This is a genomic window from Gottfriedia luciferensis (assembly GCF_002156865.1).
Taxonomy (GTDB): domain Bacteria; phylum Bacillota; class Bacilli; order Bacillales; family Bacillaceae_G; genus Gottfriedia; species Gottfriedia luciferensis.
Genome location: NZ_NCTA01000023.1, coordinates 39,817 through 61,138 on the forward strand (window position 1 = coordinate 39,817; position 21,322 = coordinate 61,138).

General features: G+C 33.0%; 20 protein-coding genes. 6 read left to right on the plus strand and 14 right to left on the minus strand.

Translation table 11 applies throughout. The features are described 5' to 3' along the window. Window positions 1-139: 139 nt before the first annotated feature. From B7R67_RS14840 to B7R67_RS14855, 4 genes are all read right to left on the minus strand, one after another. On the minus strand, window positions 140-733 hold the full coding sequence (locus B7R67_RS14840; protein WP_088071725.1) for a DoxX family membrane protein: 594 nt from the start codon (window positions 731-733) through the stop codon (window positions 140-142). Window positions 734-839: 106 nt separating this feature from the next. Beyond that, entirely contained in the window at window positions 840-1,277 is a 438-nt protein-coding gene (locus B7R67_RS14845) for a universal stress protein (protein ID WP_088071726.1), read from the minus strand. 286 nt (window positions 1,278-1,563) lie between these two features. Then, the gene (locus B7R67_RS14850) at window positions 1,564-1,986 is read right to left on the minus strand and encodes a universal stress protein (RefSeq protein WP_088071727.1); all 423 of its coding nucleotides are present in this window, start codon (window positions 1,984-1,986) and stop codon (window positions 1,564-1,566) included. Window positions 1,987-2,233: 247 nt separating this feature from the next. Then, on the minus strand, window positions 2,234-3,655 hold the full coding sequence (locus B7R67_RS14855) for a SpoVR family protein (RefSeq protein WP_088071729.1): 1,422 nt from the start codon (window positions 3,653-3,655) through the stop codon (window positions 2,234-2,236). A 459-nt stretch (window positions 3,656-4,114) separates the two neighbouring features. Here B7R67_RS14855 and B7R67_RS14860 point away from each other — a divergent pair, with 459 nt between their 5' ends. Beyond that, a complete protein-coding gene (locus B7R67_RS14860) occupies window positions 4,115-4,372 on the plus strand; it encodes a YhdB family protein (protein ID WP_088071730.1) in 258 nt (85 codons plus the stop codon). A 79-nt stretch (window positions 4,373-4,451) separates the two neighbouring features. Here B7R67_RS14860 and B7R67_RS14865 read toward each other — a convergent pair whose 3' ends face one another. After that, window positions 4,452-6,176 (minus strand): phospho-sugar mutase, encoded by a 1,725-nt coding sequence (locus tag B7R67_RS14865; RefSeq protein ID WP_088071732.1) that lies wholly within the window; start codon window positions 6,174-6,176, stop codon window positions 4,452-4,454. Between the two features lie 174 nt (window positions 6,177-6,350). On the opposite strand from B7R67_RS14865, the gene B7R67_RS14870 reads away from it, so the two are divergent. Beyond that, on the plus strand, window positions 6,351-6,563 hold the full coding sequence (locus B7R67_RS14870; RefSeq protein ID WP_088071734.1) for a DUF1540 domain-containing protein: 213 nt from the start codon (window positions 6,351-6,353) through the stop codon (window positions 6,561-6,563). A gap of 48 nt (window positions 6,564-6,611) precedes the next feature. On the opposite strand, the gene B7R67_RS14875 is transcribed toward B7R67_RS14870, so the two are convergent. After that, on the minus strand, window positions 6,612-7,478 hold the full coding sequence (locus B7R67_RS14875) for an SDR family oxidoreductase (protein WP_088071736.1): 867 nt from the start codon (window positions 7,476-7,478) through the stop codon (window positions 6,612-6,614). Between the two features lie 188 nt (window positions 7,479-7,666). Here B7R67_RS14875 and B7R67_RS14880 point away from each other — a divergent pair, with 188 nt between their 5' ends. Then, window positions 7,667-8,968 carry an NCS2 family permease gene (locus tag B7R67_RS14880; RefSeq protein WP_088071738.1) on the plus strand — a complete coding sequence of 434 codons (1,302 nt, stop codon included), beginning with the start codon at window positions 7,667-7,669 and terminating at the stop codon, window positions 8,966-8,968. A 184-nt stretch (window positions 8,969-9,152) separates the two neighbouring features. Then, complete coding sequence (locus B7R67_RS22200) at window positions 9,153-9,296, plus strand: hypothetical protein (protein WP_158095121.1); 144 nt, start codon at window positions 9,153-9,155, stop codon at window positions 9,294-9,296. Window positions 9,297-9,446: 150 nt separating this feature from the next. Here B7R67_RS22200 and B7R67_RS14885 read toward each other — a convergent pair whose 3' ends face one another. After that, entirely contained in the window at window positions 9,447-10,319 is an 873-nt protein-coding gene (locus tag B7R67_RS14885; RefSeq protein ID WP_088071740.1) for a patatin-like phospholipase family protein, read from the minus strand. A 425-nt stretch (window positions 10,320-10,744) separates the two neighbouring features. After that, window positions 10,745-13,129 carry a penicillin acylase family protein gene (locus B7R67_RS14890; RefSeq protein WP_142289572.1) on the minus strand — a complete coding sequence of 795 codons (2,385 nt, stop codon included), beginning with the start codon at window positions 13,127-13,129 and terminating at the stop codon, window positions 10,745-10,747. Between the two features lie 130 nt (window positions 13,130-13,259). Here B7R67_RS14890 and B7R67_RS14895 point away from each other — a divergent pair, with 130 nt between their 5' ends. Next, a complete protein-coding gene (locus B7R67_RS14895; RefSeq protein ID WP_088071742.1) occupies window positions 13,260-13,814 on the plus strand; it encodes a thioredoxin family protein in 555 nt (184 codons plus the stop codon). A 57-nt stretch (window positions 13,815-13,871) separates the two neighbouring features. On the opposite strand, the gene B7R67_RS14900 is transcribed toward B7R67_RS14895, so the two are convergent. The 6 genes from B7R67_RS14900 to B7R67_RS14925 all read right to left on the minus strand — a co-directional run bounded on the left by B7R67_RS14900 (window position 13,872) and on the right by B7R67_RS14925 (window position 20,358). Then, window positions 13,872-14,603, minus strand: coding sequence for a prepilin peptidase (locus tag B7R67_RS14900; protein ID WP_208615659.1), 732 nt, complete (start codon window positions 14,601-14,603; stop codon window positions 13,872-13,874). Window positions 14,604-14,845: 242 nt separating this feature from the next. Continuing rightward, window positions 14,846-15,559: a C40 family peptidase gene (locus B7R67_RS14905; protein ID WP_088071744.1), complete on the minus strand. Its 714-nt coding sequence runs from the start codon at window positions 15,557-15,559 to the stop codon at window positions 14,846-14,848. A gap of 763 nt (window positions 15,560-16,322) precedes the next feature. Continuing rightward, window positions 16,323-17,999, minus strand: coding sequence for a glycoside hydrolase family 13 protein (locus tag B7R67_RS14910; protein ID WP_088071746.1), 1,677 nt, complete (start codon window positions 17,997-17,999; stop codon window positions 16,323-16,325). 229 nt (window positions 18,000-18,228) lie between these two features. After that, window positions 18,229-19,020: a polymer-forming cytoskeletal protein gene (locus tag B7R67_RS14915; RefSeq protein ID WP_088071748.1), complete on the minus strand. Its 792-nt coding sequence runs from the start codon at window positions 19,018-19,020 to the stop codon at window positions 18,229-18,231. Window positions 19,021-19,033: 13 nt separating this feature from the next. Continuing rightward, complete coding sequence (locus B7R67_RS14920; protein ID WP_088071750.1) at window positions 19,034-19,642, minus strand: DUF4004 family protein; 609 nt, start codon at window positions 19,640-19,642, stop codon at window positions 19,034-19,036. 380 nt (window positions 19,643-20,022) lie between these two features. Beyond that, a complete protein-coding gene (locus B7R67_RS14925; RefSeq protein WP_088071752.1) occupies window positions 20,023-20,358 on the minus strand; it encodes an MGMT family protein in 336 nt (111 codons plus the stop codon). Window positions 20,359-20,510: 152 nt separating this feature from the next. Here B7R67_RS14925 and B7R67_RS14930 point away from each other — a divergent pair, with 152 nt between their 5' ends. Then, the gene (locus B7R67_RS14930) at window positions 20,511-21,215 is read left to right on the plus strand and encodes an FTR1 family protein (protein WP_158095122.1); all 705 of its coding nucleotides are present in this window, start codon (window positions 20,511-20,513) and stop codon (window positions 21,213-21,215) included. Window positions 21,216-21,322 lie beyond the last annotated feature (107 nt).

Sequence of the window (21,322 nt, forward strand, 5' to 3'; positions counted from 1 at the left end):
GGACTTTGTCTACACACTGAATTGTAGCCTTCTTTTCAGTGTGAAAACAAAGTTCTATAAATCAGATTTTTAGACTGAATATTTTTTAATACGTCTCTCGTGAAATACAAAGTCTATTGCTATTCTTCTATCTAACTTATTACACCTTATTAGTATCTTGTTTTGTTTCTTTTATATACATTTTTTCCCAAGGCGTTCCTAAAAACGGTAATACCCATCTATCTAATCCATACCACCCTGCTACTTTCCATCCTAATACTAACCAAGTAGCTAGAATAAATAAAAGGGGATTAGTACTAAGTGTTCCTGCAAATAAATAGCTTACACTCATCAAACTACCAAAAAAAGCAGCTATCCCTGTTAGTAAACCTAAAATTAGTCCTAGACCTACAAGAACCTCACCATAAGCTACTAAATATGAAAAAAATTTAGCATTTGGTAATACCGTGTGCTTTAAAAAACTTGCGTACCAACCCGTTACATCTGGATGGGCAACATTAGAATTTGCTTTAGCTAAAGCGCCTTGAGTAAAGCCTTTTACAACAACTCCAGCTTTTGAACCAGTCCAAAGGTCTGAATTTATTTTATCCCATCCCGCTGAAAACCATTCGTACCCTAAGTAAATACGTATAACTAACCAAATCCAAGCAGATTTACTACAGTTAAATAAAAAATTAGAAACAGGATTATCCGAAACAACAACTTCATAGCTTCCAACATTTTTATTTTCCATGATTCTCGTCCCCCTGCTCGTTCATATTATCTATTTATTAACAAGTTTTTTGTTGCATACACAAAATACTAGAAATCGAACATTTTGTATAATTTATCATGGATTATTACTTAACGATAAATACCGGGCAAGTCACCTTTTGTACTACATAATGACTGACACTGCCTAAAAACAACTCTTTTAATTTACTTAGACCACGACTCCCCATCACAACAAGGTCTGCATTATTACTATTAATAAAATCAACAATAGTACACGAAGGAATACCTTCCAAAACGAATGTTTCTGTACGGTTAGGAAGTTCTTCCAGCTTTTTATTTACTTCATTAAGTGCTATTTTTGCTATCTCATATTCAGTTTGGCGTATCTCGTCTATATTCAACGTTCCATAATAAGTAACATCAACCGGTACATGAAATACTGTAATTACATTCAATTCGATACTTTTATTTTGTTTTGCTAATGTGATAGCCCTGTCCAATGCTTTTTTACTTAATTCAGAATTATCATATGGAACTACTATTCTTGAACATACATTTAACATCCTTTTCTTCCTCCTATACTAATTTCGATTATTTTTTTTAAATACCTCGCTACCCATTAGTAGAATCATATAATTTAGCTGTATTCATTGAACTACATTAAATTTGTAAAAGTAGTTCGATACTTAATCTACTTAAGATCTAAAGAACAGTTTTAATAGGTGGTAAATTGAAATATATTTTGAAGGGAAAGTTGGTAGTTACACTGTTTAAAAATCCTAATATGTAATGACTAAATCATGATTTTTCTAATGATTTCAAAATCTTTAAAAATACATAAATACTTGATTATCTAACAATTAATACCGGGCAAGTAGCTTTATGCAATACATTATGACTGACACTGCCTAGGAAAATTTCCTTTAATCCACTCAAACCACGACTCCCCATCACAATAAGATCACCGTCTTCTTGCTTAACAAAATCCAAAATCTTTTCAATAGGGTTTCCTTCCAATACACATGTTTTTGACTTGTTTGGTAGTGAATTTAACTTTTTTTCAATTTCATTAAGTATTTCCTTGGCTGCTTGGAGTTCTGCATTACGCATCATACGATAGTAAGAAACGGTATAGGGTATATTAATAACCATAATAACAATCAATTCTATCTCTTTATCTTGTTTAGCTATATTCATAGCCTTTTCTAATGCCTTTTTACCTAATTCAGAATGATCATATGCAACTATCATTTTAGAGCATACAGATAACATATAGTTCGCCTCCTTCCTATAAATCCTATTCTCACTTTTAATGTAATATCACTTTGTAAAGATCAAGAAAATGGAATTTTATTAAGTGAAAATTCACGTTAGATTGTTCGAATACATTCATTTAGTGAAAAAATAACAATAAAAAACACCATTCTAATCGAATGATGTTTTTTGATTAATCTTATTAGAGAAACTTAAAGATTTTTATTTTTTAGCATACTTTAATATCCTTTTTTATAGTCAATAATCAAATATACTTCCGATGAATATTCTTCCCATCATAACTAAACAATACAGACTTCCCTTCAATATTTGTCTCTAAATGAACTCCTCTACCCCACAATTGATGAATATACGGCATTACCTTTTCAACATACTTCACATCAAGTTCCATATTTTCATAGGAATGTTTCAAGTACAACTCACCATTTTTTAAATAATCGCCTTCTTGAACAACAATATAAGGGAATCCTCCATTAACCCGGCTAACGACAAGCTGGTCTCTTACATTTTCCCATGCCTTATCTGTGACTTTATATTCCTTACCTTGACGCTGGAACAAGTACATATCTTCCCGCATTACTAGTTCTTTCGTTAGATAGTTTCGGATAAATGAACTATCAGACTCTAACTCACGTACTTCAAACATTTTTTCTCTTCCGCTGCCAGGTTTTACACCTAGTTCTCTCATTTCTTTTGTTGGATGATTATATCGTTCTTCTATATCTTCAAACATTCTTAGCCCTAAATAATATGGATTAATGCTTGTTTTCGATGGTTGAACTACTCCTGCATTTAGCTTTGCGTACTCGATCGCTTCATTGGAATCGAGGTTTAGTTCACGCATGATTCGGATGTGCCAATAACTTGCCCAGCCTTCATTCATAATTTTTGTTTCAAGCTGAGGCCAAAAATAAAGCATTTCCTCACGGAGCATCGTCATAATGTCTCGTTGCCATTCTTCTAGCTCTCTCGAGTATTCTTCAATAAATAATAGGATGTCTTTTTCTGGCTGTGGAGGGAATTGCTTACGCTTAATTGGAATAAGATTTGAATCGTTTTTCTTTTCTTTACTTTGATCCATATTCCATAAATCATCATATGGTGTGACCCGTTTTTTCTCTTTCATCGGAAAGTCAGTTTCCAATTCATAAGCTAATTTTGGACGGATTAAGGATGGATCAATATGTTCTTGAATAGAAAGTACTGCATCTAAAAAGGTTTCTACTTCTTGCTTTCCGTAAGTATGTTCATATTGTTTAATTCGCTCTGCAGTAGCCGCCATACTTTCAACCATATCTCTTTTTGTATTCGAAAAACGAATATTATTCTTAAAAAAGTCACAGTGAGCTAATACATGGGCTACAATTAATTTATTTTGAACGAGCGAGTTTGTATCTAATAAAAATGCATAACATGGATCTGAATTAATAACGAGCTCATAAATTTTACTTAACCCTAAATCATAATGAAGCTTCATTTTGTAAAATTGTTTACCGAAGCTCCAGTGGGAGAATCTTGTTGGCATACCATAAGCACCAAAAGTATAAATGATATCTGCAGGACAGATTTCATAGCGCATTGGGTAGTAATCTAGCCCAAAACCTTTCGCAATTTCGGTAATTTCATCAATCGCATATTCCAATGCTCTATATTCGCTGGCTTTCATCACACTCTCCTCCTGTCTCTTCTTGTATTATTCTATGAGCAGAAAATCGAATTAATGTAAGAATAGTCAACTCTCTATTTATATTCATATGCCTAAATTCACAATTGTTTGTAACAAATAAAAAAATAAAAAAACGTATGAAAAAAATTCATACGTTTCATTTTATTTTTCTTAAGCAAAACTATAGCAATTTTTATTGAAGTCCTTGCTCGTTTTTCGAATAGCAAAAAATAAGTTTAATGAAAATAAAATTTTACTTAATTTAAATCTTTATCTTCTCAATCTTATTATCCCATGTCCCGAATTAATTATTCATTAGTGCAGAAAAGATGATTCATTTTACAACTTTATGCTCCCTTTTTTTACCTGTCTTCTGTTTTTACCCATTGTTAAATTCTCTCATGGCTAATTAAACTTTTTCGCCATAAACTAAGTGTACCCTCTAGAAGGAGGTACACAATGCAAGTACAATCCGATTATGATTTAGCATTGTATTACACTTATTGTTGTCAATGGGATAAGCTCCTAGTGTTAATGGTAAATACGAAAGACGAGCTTTTTTCGAAGCGTATCGAACATTTTCTACATGCCTTTAAATACGAACGAGACTTAGCGATCATTGACGAAAAATTAAAGGACATGTTTCAACATATAGAGCATGCCACTAGAGATGAAAGTATACAGGAACAATCATTTGTTTCCTCATTAGAAACGTAATACATTTAAATAAGAAAAGAGCGACTAACTAGTCGCTCTTTTTAACTGTTCTCAATCGTTCCGATTAAACAGTTATTTATTAGACTAATAACTGAATTTTTTCCATAAACGCTTGTTGTATACTATCCAATTTTTGGATGCTATCTTCACGAGTTTCTCCAACAATTCCAAAATAGAACTTAATTTTCGGCTCAGTTCCAGAAGGACGTAAGCATACCCATGATCCATCTTCAAGGTGATACTTTAATACATTCGATTTTGGTAAAAGAATCTGTTCTTTTTCACCTGATTGTAAAGAAGTTTTCTCTTGAAGCTTATAGTCTTCAACAGTAACAACTTTTAAGCCATTTATATCAGCCGGTGGATTTTGACGGTAGTTTGTTAAAATCGCTTGGATTTTCTCTGTTCCTTCGATTCCTTTTAATGTTAATGATTTAAGGCCCTCTAAGTAAAAACCATATTGATCGTATAGGCTATTTAAACCTTCATATAAAGTCATACCTTTTGTTTTATAGAAAGTAGCAATTTCAGCAGCAAGAATAGTTGCTTGAACTGCATCTTTATCACGAACAAACGGTTTAATTAAATAACCATAGCTTTCTTCATATCCGAATAAGAACGAGTATTCATTTGTTTGTTCATATTCTTTAATTTTTTCCCCAATGAACTTAAATCCTGTTAAAGTATCAATTGTTCTAACACCAAAACTTGATGCGATTACTTGACCAAACTCAGAAGTAACGATTGTTTTCAGTAATAGTCCATTAGATGGTACATCTTGTTGGCTTAATAAGTAATGTAGCATTAATGCACCTGTTTGATTTCCAGTAAGTACTACATATTCGCCGTTTTCATTTTTAGTAGCAATTCCTAATCTGTCAGCATCAGGATCAGTTGCAATTAATACATCAGCATCGATTTCTTTGCCGTATCGAATCGCATATTCAAACGCAGCATGTTCTTCAGGATTTGGTGATTTTACTGTTGTAAAATTTGGGTCTGCTTTCGCTTGCTCTTCTACTACAGTTACATTTTCAAATCCAACAGCATTTAATGACATTGTTGCAGGAACTAATGCTGTACCGTGTAATGGTGTAAAGACAATTTTTAAGTCTTTCCCGTGATTTTTTACTAATTCATTGTTCACGATAACCGTTTTTAATTGCTCAACATATAATTGATCCATTTTCTCATCTAATCTATGTATTAAGCCTTTTTCAACTAATTCTTGCTCAGATTGAACTTCAATTTCTAATTCATTTTCAAATGAATTAACATACTCAATTACTTGGTCTGCAGCTGCAGGAGGTAATTGCCCGCCATCGTCACCATAAACTTTAAATCCGTTATATTCTGGTGGATTATGACTAGCTGTAATAACAATTCCACCGAAGCAGTTTAATTGGCGTACAGCAAATGATAATTCTGGTGTTGGACGTAATTCATTGAATACGTATGCTTTAATTCCATATGTAGCAAGTGTTTTTGCAGCTTCCATTGCAAATTCAGGGCTTTTATGACGTGAATCAAAAGCAATTGCTACTCCTCGGTTTTTCGCTTCTTCTCCAAAGCTTTCAATATATTTAGCAAATCCAGCTGATGCTTTACGAATTGTATAAATGTTCATTCGATTCGTACCAGGACCGATTTCCCCACGCATACCACCAGTTCCAAATTCTAAATTACGATAGAAGCTTTCTTTAAGTATAAGTTGATTATTCTTAAGTTCGTTTAATTGCTCTTGTAACTCTTTATCTAATGTTGGTGATTGAATCCATTTTTCATAAGTAGTTTCCCAGTTCATATATGTTCTCCTCCTATACTTAATCAGAGTTTTGATTCGATAAAAGTCTTCTTAACTCCTTCTATCTTACAAAAGTTTACAATATTATCACAGAAAATTCCACAGAAGGTCATTGTTTAAATCTGTATGAGATTACAAAGTATGTAGAAAATAAAATGAAAGGAGGGCGTTGTCATGCCAGAAATTAGATGTAGTGTTGCAAATTGTAATTATTGGGGTCAAGGTAACTTCTGCCAAGCAAGCTCAATTATTGTACAAACTGAAGCATATGAATACTCAAATGACTATGACTTAACAATTGAAAATGCAGTATTAGAAGGTGAACTTACTAGTTCAGCCGCGCATAGTGGTGAAACATGCTGTCACACATTTCAACCTAAATATTAAGTAAAAACGGTGCCATTTACTCTATCGCGTAATGGCACCATTTTTTTACTATCCGTTTACAATTACTCCTCCATTTACATGAATGATTTGCCCGGTAACAAATGATGCTTCATTGCTTGCTAAGTATAGATATGCAGGTGCAACTTCAACTGGTTGTCCCGCTCTTTTCATTGGAGTTGTGTCGCCAAATTTTGCTACTTTTTGTTCATCGAAACTTGCTGGAATTAAAGGTGTCCAAATCGGACCTGGCGCAACGCCATTTACACGAATCCCTTTTTGGGCAAGATTTGTAGATAGAGAACGAGTAAATGTCACAATTGCCCCTTTTGTAGCAGAATAATCCAATAATTGGTCATGCCCTTCGTAAGCTGTTACTGATGCAGTATTAATGATGGAATCCCCTTGCTTCATATGTGAAAGACATGCTTTTGATAAGAAAAACATAGGAAAAATATTTGTTTCAAAGGTTTTTCTTAATTGCTCTTCGGTTATGTCTTCTAAGTTCTTTTGCGGATATTGAACAGCAGCATTGTTTACTAAAATGTTGATTTTTCCAAAAGCATTCATTGTATTTTGAACAATTTGTTTACAAACTTCCTCTGTTCGAATATCACATCTCATAATTTCACATGTGCCACCTAAAGCATGAATGATTTTTTTCGTATCCTCTGCATCTACATCTTCATCAAAATACGGGATAAAAACGGACGCCCCTTCTTTTGCAAAAAGAATTGCCACTGCTTTTCCGATACCACTATCTCCTCCCGTTATGATCGCTACTTTATCTTTTAATTTACCACTTGAAGTGTAATTTGGATCATCTGAAATTGGGATGGGATTCATTTCCTTTTCTATACCAGGTTGCTTATTTTGATGTTGGGGAGTGAACTTAGTTGGAAACTGTTTTTGAGTCATTAAATACTTCCTCCTTTTTAAATAATTCAGATATAGCATACCCATTTCGCTCTTTTGGGAATACTCAACTTTAACGGTAAAAAAAAGTGAGGTTAAATTATAAAAAGGTATTGCACTTTGGAAATAAAACGAATATTATTAATAACTGTTGAGTATAATATTCGTATTTTTAACTAAGGAGTACATTTATGTTTAAATTAAAAGATGCTAACACATCTGTTCGAACAGAAATCATAGCTGGTTTTACTACATTTTTAACAATGGCTTATATTATCATTGTTAATCCAATTATTTTATCTGATGCTGGTGTTCCATTCCATCAAGCATTCACAGCTACTATTATCGCAACATTAGCTGGAACATTATTCATGGCATTGTTCGGAAATTATCCAATTGCCATTGCTCCAGGAATGGGTATGAATGCATATTTTGCATATTCTGTTGTTTCTAAAGCGCATGGAATTTCTTATCAATTAGCATTCTCTGCTGTTTTTGTTACAGGTATTTTATTCGTGATCTTATCTTTAACGAAATTTAGAACACATTTAATAGAAGCAATTCCAAATACATTAAAACATGCAATTAGCGTTGGAATTGGATTATTTATCGCTTTTATCGGTTTGAGACTATCTCATATTATCGTTGCTAATCCAAGTAACCTTGTTGGTTTAGGAGACCTTCATTCAAAAGAAGTAATCTTAACTTTAGTTGGACTTGCCATTACTGTTATATTATTTGCATTAAATGTAAATGGAGCACTATTCTTTGGAATGGTTTCAACTGCAATCATTGCAGGGCTTACTGGTCAGTTACACATTAAAGGAAGCATTTTCTCATTACCATCATTACCTGAGAAAATCATTGTTGCAAACCCAATTACTGCTGTTTCTGATGTAGTTCATTATGGTTTATACTCTGTTGTTTTTTCATTCTTACTAGTTACAATCTTTGATACAACTGGAACTTTTTTAGGAGTAGCTTCTCAAGCAGGTCTTTTAAATAAAAAGGATGAAAAGCGTACAGGTCGCGCAATGCTTTCTGATTCAATCGGTACAACAATTGGTGCAATGTTCGGTACTTCACCTACGACAGCTTATATTGAATCATCAGCCGGTGTAGCTGCTGGAGGAAGAACAGGTTTAACAGCACTTGTCGTTGCATTACTTTTCGTTTTTGCAGCTTTCTTTAGCCCACTTGTTAATTCGCTTTCGGATGTGGCTGCTATTACATCACCTTCATTAATCGTAGTTGGTTGTTTAATGATTGGTAGTGTTCGCCATATCGAATGGGACAATTTTGAAGAAGCATTCCCTGCATTCCTTGTTGTGATTACAATGCCATTAACTTCAAGTATCGCTACAGGTATTGCACTTGGATTTATTACTTATCCGTTATTAAAAGTAATTAAAGGGAAAGCAAAAGAAGTTAAACCAGTCATTTATTTATTTGGAATCTTATTCTTAATTCAATTGGTTTTCTTCCCACATTAAAAATAATAAGGCACATAATCTTCTTTTTTTAGATTATGTGCTTTTTTATTTTATTTTTAGGTACTAGCCTTTCCTAGATGGGACATCTATGCATACTTTGTTTATGTAGATTATTCAAGGAGGTGTTCTACGATGTGGAACAACCAAGACCAAGTCAACATGAACTCAAGTCGATGTAGACGTAATGACTGTGATTGTGATGATTGTAGAAGAAGACGTTGTGATTGTGATGACTGTCATAGAGATCGTTGTGATTGCCATCAACATGATTGTCACTGTAGATGCAGATGTTGTTGCTTTAGAAAAAGAAGTAACTGTGGTTGCATGAATCCATGTTTAGGTGTCGATATGGTAATGATGCAACATATGATGAACAATATGATGAACAATAATAACAAAAATAACAATAACAATAATAACAATAAGAACTAATTGATTAACTCCCTTTCCCCCTAATCAATAAAAAAACGACCTATTTTTAGCAGGTCGTTTTTTCATATGATAGAAATTCTTGAATTTGTTCGCTAAGACGCTTAGCATCTTCATAGCCTTCTTTATATAACTCTAATAATCGAGCTTTATTTCGTTCAATTCGCCCAACTTTTAACTTTTGTAAAGGGCGTATGACAAATATATTCCCGGCTTTTTCTTGCTCTTCAATATAATCAAGCTGATTATTATAAACTTCATATCGATTCAATACAGCGTTAACAAGTCCAGGATAGTCTTTATATTTTCTTTGTAAATACCAAGTACCTTTTGAAGGTTTTTTACGGTATCCAGCATTTCTTGTTAATACAACAATGTTTTTTCGATTTCCATCAGCTTCCGATTTTCGAATAGGAATTGGATCTGAAATGCCACCATCCATTAAGAAATGTTCATTAAACTTAACAATCGGAGCCATTAAAGGTAAAGAGCTCGAAGCCCGAATAATATTTAACATGTCTGTTGATTCTACAATTTGATCCTTATCAAAATAAGTAGGTTCTCCAGTAATACAGTCTGTAGTCCCAACAACAAATTTTTGCTCGGCTTTATAAAATGCATCAAAATCAAACGGATCTAATTCATTCGGTATAATATCAAATAATAAGTCCATACCAAAAAGCTGCTTATTGCGAATTAAATTTTTAAACGAAATATAATCTGGATGCTGCAAAAATTCTGTATTTACTCGCTTATTACGTCCATGTTGTTTTGAAAGATAAGATGTACCCATACACGCACCTGCTGATACTCCAATTACATAAGGAATCTCAATATTTTGTTCGATAAAATAATCAAGAACCCCAGCAGTATAGATTCCTCTCATTCCACCGCCTTCTAAAACTAAACCCATTTCATCCATTTCACAGCCCCCCTTTTTAAACAAATAAAATAATCTTTTTAAATATTTTAGTATAAGACTTATGTAAAGGAAAGAAATTAGAAAGGCATAAATGGTAGAGAATAGAAACATTGAGTCAATAGTCATAGAAACATTTCAAATCAGCCATACCGCTGACAATTTATATTTTCTTATTGTACAAAAAAACAGACCTCCAAAAGGTCTGTCCAGTGTGTAGACAAAGTCCTATTTATCTGATTTTCAGACTGATTGAAAACGCTTGTCTTTCGAGGCGCGAAGCCTGGCGAGGAGCGGAGTTACCCTTAGACGGTAATGAGCACCGCAGTCAGGCGAAGCAACGAAGAAAGCGAGCGTTTGTCAACAGTCTGAACAGACCTCCAAAAGGTCTGTCCGATAAAATTCTGATTTATTCAGACTGATTGAAATTAATTGCCGGCCTCTAATGTTTCTTCTGTACCTTTCACATTCTTCATTACTGTAGTATGGTAAATTCCATTTGCCCAGTCTTCCATTTGATCACTATACCATTTACTACCGATGTTTCCAGATTGTCCTGGCCCTACAATATTTACTGATTTACTTAAGTCTGAGAAGTCAACAACTGTTCTCCATGCCGCTCCATGGTCTACGATTCCATTTTCGTCATAACCTGCCGCTTTTACCGTAGTAGCGCTACCTCCTACAGGTATCGGATCTTTAGCATTAAAGAAGTAGCTTAAAATTTTTATACTTGATAATGGATGTTTAAAAGCTACTTTATGGTGGTCGCCCCATTTCCAACTTGAAACAGTCGTTCCATCTTCTTTACTAATATTTTTAATTGTTTTTTTGTACGTTTTTAATAATAATTGATCAATTCCGCCTTGTTCATCAATCCAGATAACTTTCTTACCATTCAAGCTATCTCGTAATAATTGATCAACTACTACTTTACGGTCTCCAAATAATTCCATCATATCTTTTGAAATCTGTTTATTGAATAATGCATTATTGATTTCTGTCATCCATGTTTGGAAAATAAGTGGAGAAGCTTCATTTTTATCATCTTTATAATCCCATTTTTCAAGTTCATTTAAAGCAGACTTTTCAACAGACGATAATTTGTCTTCATTTTGTTTGATTGATTTAATAAATTTTGGTGTGTGTTCTCTAGCCTGTAAGTTTAATACGTCCATTTGTAAATTTTGCATATCTTTCTCAGTAAGCTGATTACTCTGTTTTAATACTTCTTGTATACGTAATTGGCGATAAGGCTGAGCCCATGAATGTGAGATATGGTATGGATATGAATCATCTACTACTTTATTATTAGCAGTCGAAATGAATCCTTCCTTTGGATTAATTGAGGTTGGCAATTCATCATATGGAATATAGCTTTTCCAACCATAATCACTCGTCCAACCTGGTACCGGCATTAAGCCATCGCCTTTTTTACGAATTGGAATTTTACCATTTGCTCGGTAAGCAATTGTTCCATCATCTGAAGCAAAGACAAAATTTTGTGCAGGTGCTTCAAATAAATCTAATCCTTTTTTAAATGAATTCCAGTCATTAGCAGCATCAAATTTTAAAACTGCTTCTAATTCTGTTGTTGGTTGGAGTGCCGTCCATTGTAGTGAGAATACAGTATTCTTACCTGCATCGCTAGCAAATTCGGAGATTACTGGACCGTGTCGTGTAATCATAACAGGTAATACTTTATTTTTCTTGCCTTTGATTTTAATTGTTTCATTAACAACATTTGCTTTTTCCCATTTACCATCATATAAGAATTCATCCTTTTTATTAGGATTTCGCTTTTCTATATATAAATCTTGAACGTCTGGTCCTACATTTGTTACTCCCCAGGCAATATGTTCATTATGACCAACGATAATCCCCGGTACTCCGGCAAAAATGACTCCGCTAACATTCATTGCACCAGATTTCAATTGTGTTTCATACCAGATTGAAGGTGTCGCTAATCCTAAATGAGGATCGTCTGCTAATAGCGGCTTTCCAGATTTAGTTTTGGATCCACTTACTACCCAATCATTACTACCATTCCATACCGGTGGGATAATCGCGCTAGCAAAGCTCTTTTCTACATCAATTTTTGAAGTATTACTAGGAATAATATATGGATCTAGGTCATTATTTGCAGGGAAGAGCTCCAATGCCTTTTCTTTTGAAAATTTATTCATAGCATAATAACGAAATGCTTGCTCATTCCAATGACCGCCTAAATCGAATGCCATATATTTACCAATTGCTAAAGAATCAATTGCAGACCATTTAGTTGGTTTATATTTCAAAATTTTAAATTCTACCGGTAATTTACTATGTTTTATTGCATATTTGATATACGCATTTACTCCATCTGCATACCAATTCAGGACATTTTGAGCATCTTTCGAGTATGCACTATAGGATGCTTCTGCTGCTCTTCTTAAGCCTAGAGTTCGAAAATATGAATCACGGTCAACTGTTGCATCGCCTATTACTTCACTTAATTGTCCAGAAGCTTGTCTCCTGCTCAAATCCATTTGAAATAATCGATCTTGTGCAGTAACAAATCCTTGTGCTACATATAAATCATGTAAGCTCTTCGCATTTATATGAGGTACTCCTTTTTCATCTCTTATGACCGATACATTATGATTTAATGCTCCAATCGATAAATTCCCTTTAATACTTGGTAATGACTTTTTTGTTAAATACAATGCAGACCCCGCGATGACTAAAACAATTGCGATTAAGATTTGTGAAGTAATTTTAATCCACTTTGGAAAGCGCTTCCGGTTTTTCGATATCTCAATAGGCGTGCTCAATTTTTTCCCCTCCTATGTAACTGCATATAAAACATATACTGTATTATTAATTCTGCAAGTCTTTTTACATTCCTTCTAATTAGGATTACGGTATAATACTATTTATCAAGAGAAAAAGGAGTGTTTGGCTATGACATTAAATGTTTGGTTCGAAAAAGGAATGTCGTTTCAAGAGTACGTAGATTCAATGTCTGTTAACAAAGAGGAGCTTCAAAAAATCTATAATGAAGTAATAATTCCAGACGAAACTTCTCAAAAGCTTACTCAATTAAAAGAGAAAAATTGGAAAGTAGTAACTTTAACAGCAGACTGGTGTGGTGACGCATTACTGAATGTACCAGTCATTCAAAAAATGATGGAAATCGCTAGCATTGACACTCGCTTTCTAATTCGAGATGAGAACCTAGAATTAATGGATCAATACTTAACGAATGGCAAATCTCGTTCGATTCCAATCTTTATTTTTATGGATGAAGAAGGAAATGAAGTAAAGGTTTGGGGTCCACGTTCTGCCGAAATCGAAGAACTTGTAGCTGAAATGAAAAAAGATTTCCCAGCAAAAGATGATCCAAATTTCCAAGAAAAGCAAACGGCTGTATTAAAGTCAATTCGCACAACTTTTGTGGAAAATAAGAAATATTGGGATTCAGTTAGAAAGAGTGTAGAAGAAAAATTACTTTCTTAAAAAATATGGGCTATCTAGTTGAATGAAATATTCTACTAAATAGCCTTTCATCATTTATCATAAAAATCTAATATACCATCTTACTATCTCTTCTCCATAAAAATAACTAATTAACGCACCTATCGCAATAAATGGACCAAATGGGATTGGATTTCTCCGCTTTATTTTATCCATTAATATGATGACAAGACCAAAAATAGTACCAGCAAAACAAGCAAGCATAAAAGTAACTAGAGTTAATTTCCAACCTAAAAGAAAACCTAACACACCGAATAATTTAATATCCCCTCCACCCATTCCACCTTTACTAATTAGTGTAATAAGTAACATGAATAAAAAAGCTCCTATTGCACCTATAACACTACTCCAATATGGATACAATGGAATGAAAGAGCGTTCGAAAACAAATAAAATAAGAAAGATTACTAGTATGCGATCAGAAATGATCATATAGGTAACATCCGAAACAACAATAATCATTAATAATGAAATGAGTGATAATGCTACAATTAGTTCCGTTTTAAAACCTATTTCATAGATTGCAAGCACAAATAAAGTGCCTGTTAAGATTTCCACTAATAAATAAATTTTAGGTAAATGTATTCCACACACTCGACATTTTCCTTTTTGAAAAGTAAAAGAAAATACGGGTATCAGCTCAATCGGTCGGAGTGTATGACCACACTTCATACAATGTGAACGAGGTGAGATGATTGATTTACCTAATGGTACTCTTAGTCCAACTACATTAAAAAAAGAACCAAAAACTAGACCAAATGCAAAAACCATAAAGTAAATAAACGTTATGTAGACCAACTCCTATAAAGTCAGATAATAAGAATACTTCATTATTAACAGTCATTATAGCATTTGGATTCTATTAACTAGTTTAGTAATAAAGAACTTTTTATGAAAAGACCCAAATAATAAAGAAAACTCGTCGAATGAAGAAGACAGGGGCTTGGTTGCAACATTCTTAATATATAAAAAAAGCAATCTACCTTTCTTATAGAAAAGTAAATTGCTTTATATTAGTCGATTACACTACCTGAGCCAGCGAATTTTCCTTTCCAATATGAGTTAGAAAGACTAACAATCGCTACTCCCTTACTTGAAGTTGCGGAAATAAAATTATTATTCCCCATAAAAATTCCTACGTGGCTAATGCCTTTTTTATATGTATTTTTGAAGAACACTAAGTCTCCAGGAACGGGCTTTTTAACAATTGAACTTACATTATACATTGATGTAGCAGTTCGAGGTAATTTTGTACCTACTTTATTATATACATACCCAACGTACCCTGAGCAATCGAAGCCTCTAGTAGTAGTACCGCCGAATCGATACGGTACACCAGTATATTGTTTTGCAATTGTAGTTACTTGATTTTTCTTTGAGTATGGGTTATACGTTGAAGATAATTTAGCTGTTGCTTGGTTTTCCTTAATTAATGTATCAAGTTTTTTACCAAACAGAGACAATGAAGTTTGATCATCTAAAATACCTGTAACCTTTAACTTTTTAGCAGCTTGGTATTTCTTTAATGAAAGCTCCGTTTTACTTCCAAAGTAGTCAGTAGGATTGCCAGTAAAATAGCCCTTTGTCTTTAGTTGTACTTGTAATTGCATAACTACTTTTCCAGACATCCCTTTTTTAATGTCATTTGTAGATGCTGCTTGTGATTTAGTTGTAAAAAATACCATGCTAAGTAAGCATACTAAAGCGATTACAAATTGCCTATTCATATCTGTCTCTCCCCTTTATTGATAATGTAAGTCTACCAAAATATGATTTTGAAAACCATTACAGGAGTGTTACAAATTGTCGAAAAGTTTGTAATACTATTAGATTATGTAAATTTTTGCCATAAAATGCGTAAAAAGAAGACTGTCATTCGACAGTCTTCTTTTCAAGCTGTTGAAAAATAATCTTGTTAAATAATGACCAAATTTTTGTAAAGGAAGATGAGTGATGTTCATTTCCACTACAGGATGCTCGCTTTCCATGGGGCGAAACCTGAGCCTCCTCGGCAAGCCTACGGGGTCTCAGCCTTTCCGCATTTCCCATAGGAGTCGAGCATCCTTTCGTTCCAATAAACCTATCCTTCAAAAAAAGTATTCATTAAAAACGATTTAAATTTAATCAGTTTAACAACAAATTCAAAAAAAGTATCATCTTATAAGATTTGAATTCATTTTTCTAAAAATTAGTATTTAATAGTTTAAACTTTTAAAAAGATGATCTAAGTAATGATTTGATTGTCGGCGTTAAGAATATTGCTCAAAAATACTAACATTTATATTCTTTAATAGAACATCAAAAAATACTAACCTATCATCATATAGTTCACTTAATGACCTTTTTTTATATTGACCGTTATCTATTTCAACACTCTGAAAAGAAGACTGTCATTCGACAGTCTTCTTTTAGACAATATCTATAAGATATGATTTTCAGACTGATTAAAAGCGTTTTTCAACTTTCTTGACAGTCACTTATTCTAAAACATTAACTTAAACGATATACTCTCGCTTCAAAAGGTGTAAATTCCATTTTTTCAGCTAATTTTAGATCTTTTGACTCGATGTTTGATAAACATAATTTTGCACTCATCTTTGTCATTTCTTTTGGTAATACAAATTTTTGATTTTCTGATGATAAGTTTGAAATGACTAAGAATGTTTCATTTTCACCTTTTCGAGTATAAGCATAAACCGGTTCACTCTTTACATCTAAATATTGATATGGCGCATAGATTAATGTTTTATTTTCTTTACGTAAAGTAATCATTTTTTTATAGAATGATAAAATTGAATCCGAGTCTTTCTCTTGAGCCTCAACATTGATCTCTTTAAAGTTTTTGTTTGTTTTTAACCATGGCGTGCCTTTTGTAAAACCAGCATTGTCAGAGTGATTCCATTGCATAGGCGTACGTGAATTATCTCGACCAGTTTTCCACAAAATGTCTAGAACCTCTTGCTCAGTAGAACCATTTTCGATCATTGTATGATACATATTTTTTGCACTTACATCGTTGTAATCTTTAATTGATGTGTAGTGAACATTTGTCATACCAATTTCTTGACCTTGATAAATAAATGGAGTTCCTTGCATAAAGAAATACATCACACCAATTGCCTTCGCTGAAACTTTCCAAAAAGCTTTATTATCGCTTCCTAAAGTACTAACTGCTCTTGGTATATCATGATTTTCGACAAACAAAGCATTCCAGCCATATCCCTCTAAACCTGTTTGCCATTTTGATAGAATGTCTTTCAGATCAGCGATAGAAGTTTCAGATTCATCTGTTTTCTTCCAAAGATCTAGGCTTTCGAATTGAAAAATCATATTGAATTTTCCTTCTTTTTCACCTACCCATAAATTTGCATCCTGTGTCGTTACACCGTTTGCTTCGCCAACTGTCATAATATCGTATTTATCAAAAGTTTCACGCTTTAACTCTTCTAAATACTTATGAATCCCCTCTTGGTTCATGTGCATATCAAAACTGGCAACATACTTTTCCTTTTTAGGATTTGGCATATCTGGAAATCCAGGGCGTTTCTTTATATGACTAATCGCGTCAACTCGGAAACCATCAATCCCTTTATCTAGCCACCAATTAATCATGTCATATATTTTTTGGCGAACTACTTTATTTTCCCAATTTAAATCAGGCTGCTTTTTTGAGAACAAATGTAAAAAGTATTCGTCCGTTGTTTCATCATATTCCCATGCAGATCCACCAAAAATACTTTCCCAGTTATTTGGTTCTTCTCCTGCCTTTTTGCCTTCTCTCCAAATATAATAGTCTCTGTATGGGTTATCTTTTGATTTTTTCGCTTCAAGGAACCAAGGATGTTCATCACTTGTGTGATTCACTACTAAATCTAAAATTAACTTCATTCCTCTTTGATGAACAGCTTCTAGTAGCTCATCAAAATCTGCCATTGTTCCAAACTCATCCATTATGTCTTGATAATCTGAAATATCATAGCCATTATCGTCATTAGGTGATTTATAAAATGGACAAATCCAAATGACATCGATGCCTAAATCTTTTAGATAATCTAACTTTGAAATGACCCCTCTTAAATCACCAATTCCATCACCATTTGAATCCATGAAGCTTCGCGGATAAATTTGATAAGCAACCGCTTCCTTCCACCAACTTTGATTTTTCATTATTTCTCCTCCAAATGCATTAAAGCGTTTTCATTTCAACTAATTAAATGGTCTTTAATCTTTAAATTCATTAATAATCTTTGCAATCGTTTGCACAATTCTATCTTATCACTCAACTAAACATAGTTCAACAACGGATAGTTTACAATTGTGAACTTTCTATGTTGATCTAAACAGAAAAAACGACCAAGAAAAAGTTTGAAACCTCCTTTCCAAAGTCGTCTTTTTATTATTGTTCTAACTTTTTAACTTCTTTTACTTTTGCGGATGGATGAATTTGAACATCCTCGTTATACTCAACTAGGTCGATTTTGCATTTTGGACCGATTGTGACTGCATCACCTCTTACTACACTAGCAGTCGTATAATCAATTTTCACAGCACTTCCTTCGATCACATCTGCTTTAAAGTTTATACGACTATTAAAAATCCTTGTAAAAATTCTTGAAAATAGATTACTATCATCGAATCTACTTATTTCGATTGTTTCTCCACCAATTTCAGGTACATAACTAAATCCACTATGTGTAATTTTAACGTTTTCTGCATTTAATAATCCATTCATAGATAAATGACCTTTTGCTGTAAATACTTCACATTCAGATCCTTTTTCCGTAGACAGTGAACCTTTTACAGTTATAACTTCTGCTTTTACTAGTCCTAACGTTTTCATAGAGCCTGACACATTTATGCTTTTTACATTTAAATCACTTTTTGTTCTAAAGCTACCGCTAACATTGACGTCTCCACCAGTAACTTTTCCATCGATAGATGCCGAGCCACTAACACTAATCTTTTTCGCATCAACTTCACTTAAACATTTTGCACTACCACTACAATTAAAATAATCTGTTTCTACTTTACCATTAAATTTTGCTGATCCACTTACCTTAACTTCCTGACAAATAATTTCACCTAGTATACGGCCGCTACCACTTATTCTAACTTCATCATATTTCCCAGATACAACTGTTCCCGAACCATTAATAATTGCATCTTGCCTTGTATGCACGTTCACCATAACTTCTCCTCCATTATTTATTTAAATAGCTTGAAAGAGCTACATTTATTAAGATGGCATCCTTTTGATCAACAAAAGTTTCATCTTGTTTCCCAATAATCCAAGTGCCTACACCAAATTTACGAATAAAAATTATTTCCGCTTCATTTAATTTAATTCGAGTTTTATGTGCTTCTACTAAATTCAAAAATTGTTTTACTTCGTCAATAGTTACACTACCTTTTAAAAGCCAGTCGTTTACAAAAAGTAATGAACACAGCTGGACCGTACCTAAATGCTCTAATTTAGTATTTGGAAAAAGTGATTGATATATTTGTAAGACTTGCTTCGGTATTTGCTCCAAAGATAAAGTAACATGCCTACCATCAGAAACTGTTTCTTCATTGATTGAAAACACTCTAGCAATATCATCTAATGATTGATCATCCTTTAATTCTTTTATTTTTTCGATCCGATCTAAAATTTTCTCCTTAGGAAAAAAAGTCTCCTGTCCTGTAAAGCTTGATTTTTTCATAAACCACTCTTCAGGAATGATGTTTTTTCTCTTCCATCTGTAAAGCTGTCCGTACGATATGCCTGTAAGTTGTAATAAATCTTTCTTTGATATTAATTCTTCACCCATATGACATTCCTCCTGAAACGAGTATAACAAAACAATGTTTTATTGTAAAGTATTCATAAGAAACAACTTTTGACACTAATTCCAATGGTTTGTTTCACACTAACAAACGTAACAATGTTTTAATTATAGTCATTCATATAAAAAAATACTCAAAATCCACTAGTTATAGAATTTTGAGTAAAAAGTTCCTCTATTTATTGGCTTATTGGCTATATTGTTAAAAAAGAAGGTTGATTTGCGTTACAGGATGCTCGTTTTCTTAAGAGCAGGAGCAAGGAACTGCAGGATTAAGGAGAAAGGATATTAAAAGACTTTAGAGTACTTGATTTATGTCTTTTAAGTAACCTGCCTTTCCTATTCTTCCCTGCTCTTCCTGCTCTTCATATTAAATCTACATCTTCTTTCTCAAGAATTTGATTAACTTGGTATACATTCAAGTTAATTTTTCTTTCATCTATAAAATTGATTCCTTCATTTTGAAGGTATTGTTTTTGCTTTAAAAATCCTTCTTCGTCTTGGATTCCGATTTCACCTTTGGCGTTCAAAACTCGATGCCAAGGTAAATGGTATTTTTGGCTCATAGAATGCAGGATCCTTACAACCTGTCTAGCGCCCCTTGGACTTCCGGCTAATTTTGCAACTTGACCATAAGTCATTACTTTACCTGAAGGAATATTTTTGATTATTTCAATTGCTCTACTTGTAAAAGATTCCATTGGCTCTCCTTCTTTTCAATTCAAAATTTATCTTAATCAATATACTAACACAAAATTTAAATAGCCTATATTTTAGGAATCTAGTGACCCTTTTTAGTATGCAGAATAATCTAGTTAGTAGATTGAATCATATTAGGGAGGATGGTAGTAAATTGAATGTAAATTTTTTAATAGCTTTGCGAGAAGGACTTGAGGTATCTTTCGTTATTGGATTTTTACTCATATCTTTAGTTCAAAGTAAGAAACAGCATTTAATTAAATCGGTTGTATACGGAACAATCACCGGTGTAATCGTTAGTATTTTTGCTGGATTTTTTTTATTCACTGCATTTGGTGAGCTTGGAGTGAATGTTCAGCAGAATATTGAAGGCGTGATTCAACTAATTGCAGCAATGTTAATCTTCTATTTTATTTATTGGTTAAGTAACCAAAGTAGTAGTAATATTTCAGAAAAACTTAAATCTGAAGTAATGATGAAAGATCATACTTTATCTTTATTTTTAATGGCAAGTGTTTTTGTTATACGTGAAGGCTTAGAGCTTGTTTTATTTGTATTGTCAAATGCTCAATCAATTGCATTTGTTGGTTTGATTTCTATCTTACTAGGCCTAATTGCAGCTGTCTTAATCGCATATTTATTTATCAAGACTACACTAAATTTAAATATTAAAGTCATTTTTACTTTACTAGGTGTTCTTTTAATTTTTTTTGGAGGGAAAGTATTTACAGAAGGTCTTTTTGACTTTATCAATTCTACTCGAGTTTTAGAAACCATCGCATATTACGGTTATGTAATCATATCACTTATTACTTTATTTAAAAACTACATCAGATCAATTTATAAAAAGTTTAAATAAATGACTTTCTCTGAGCTATTCAATCAAGAATAGCTTTTCTTAATAATCACTTTTCTGTATAGTTTTTCACATTCATACTATAATATTTTTATAAGGTATAGAAAGGT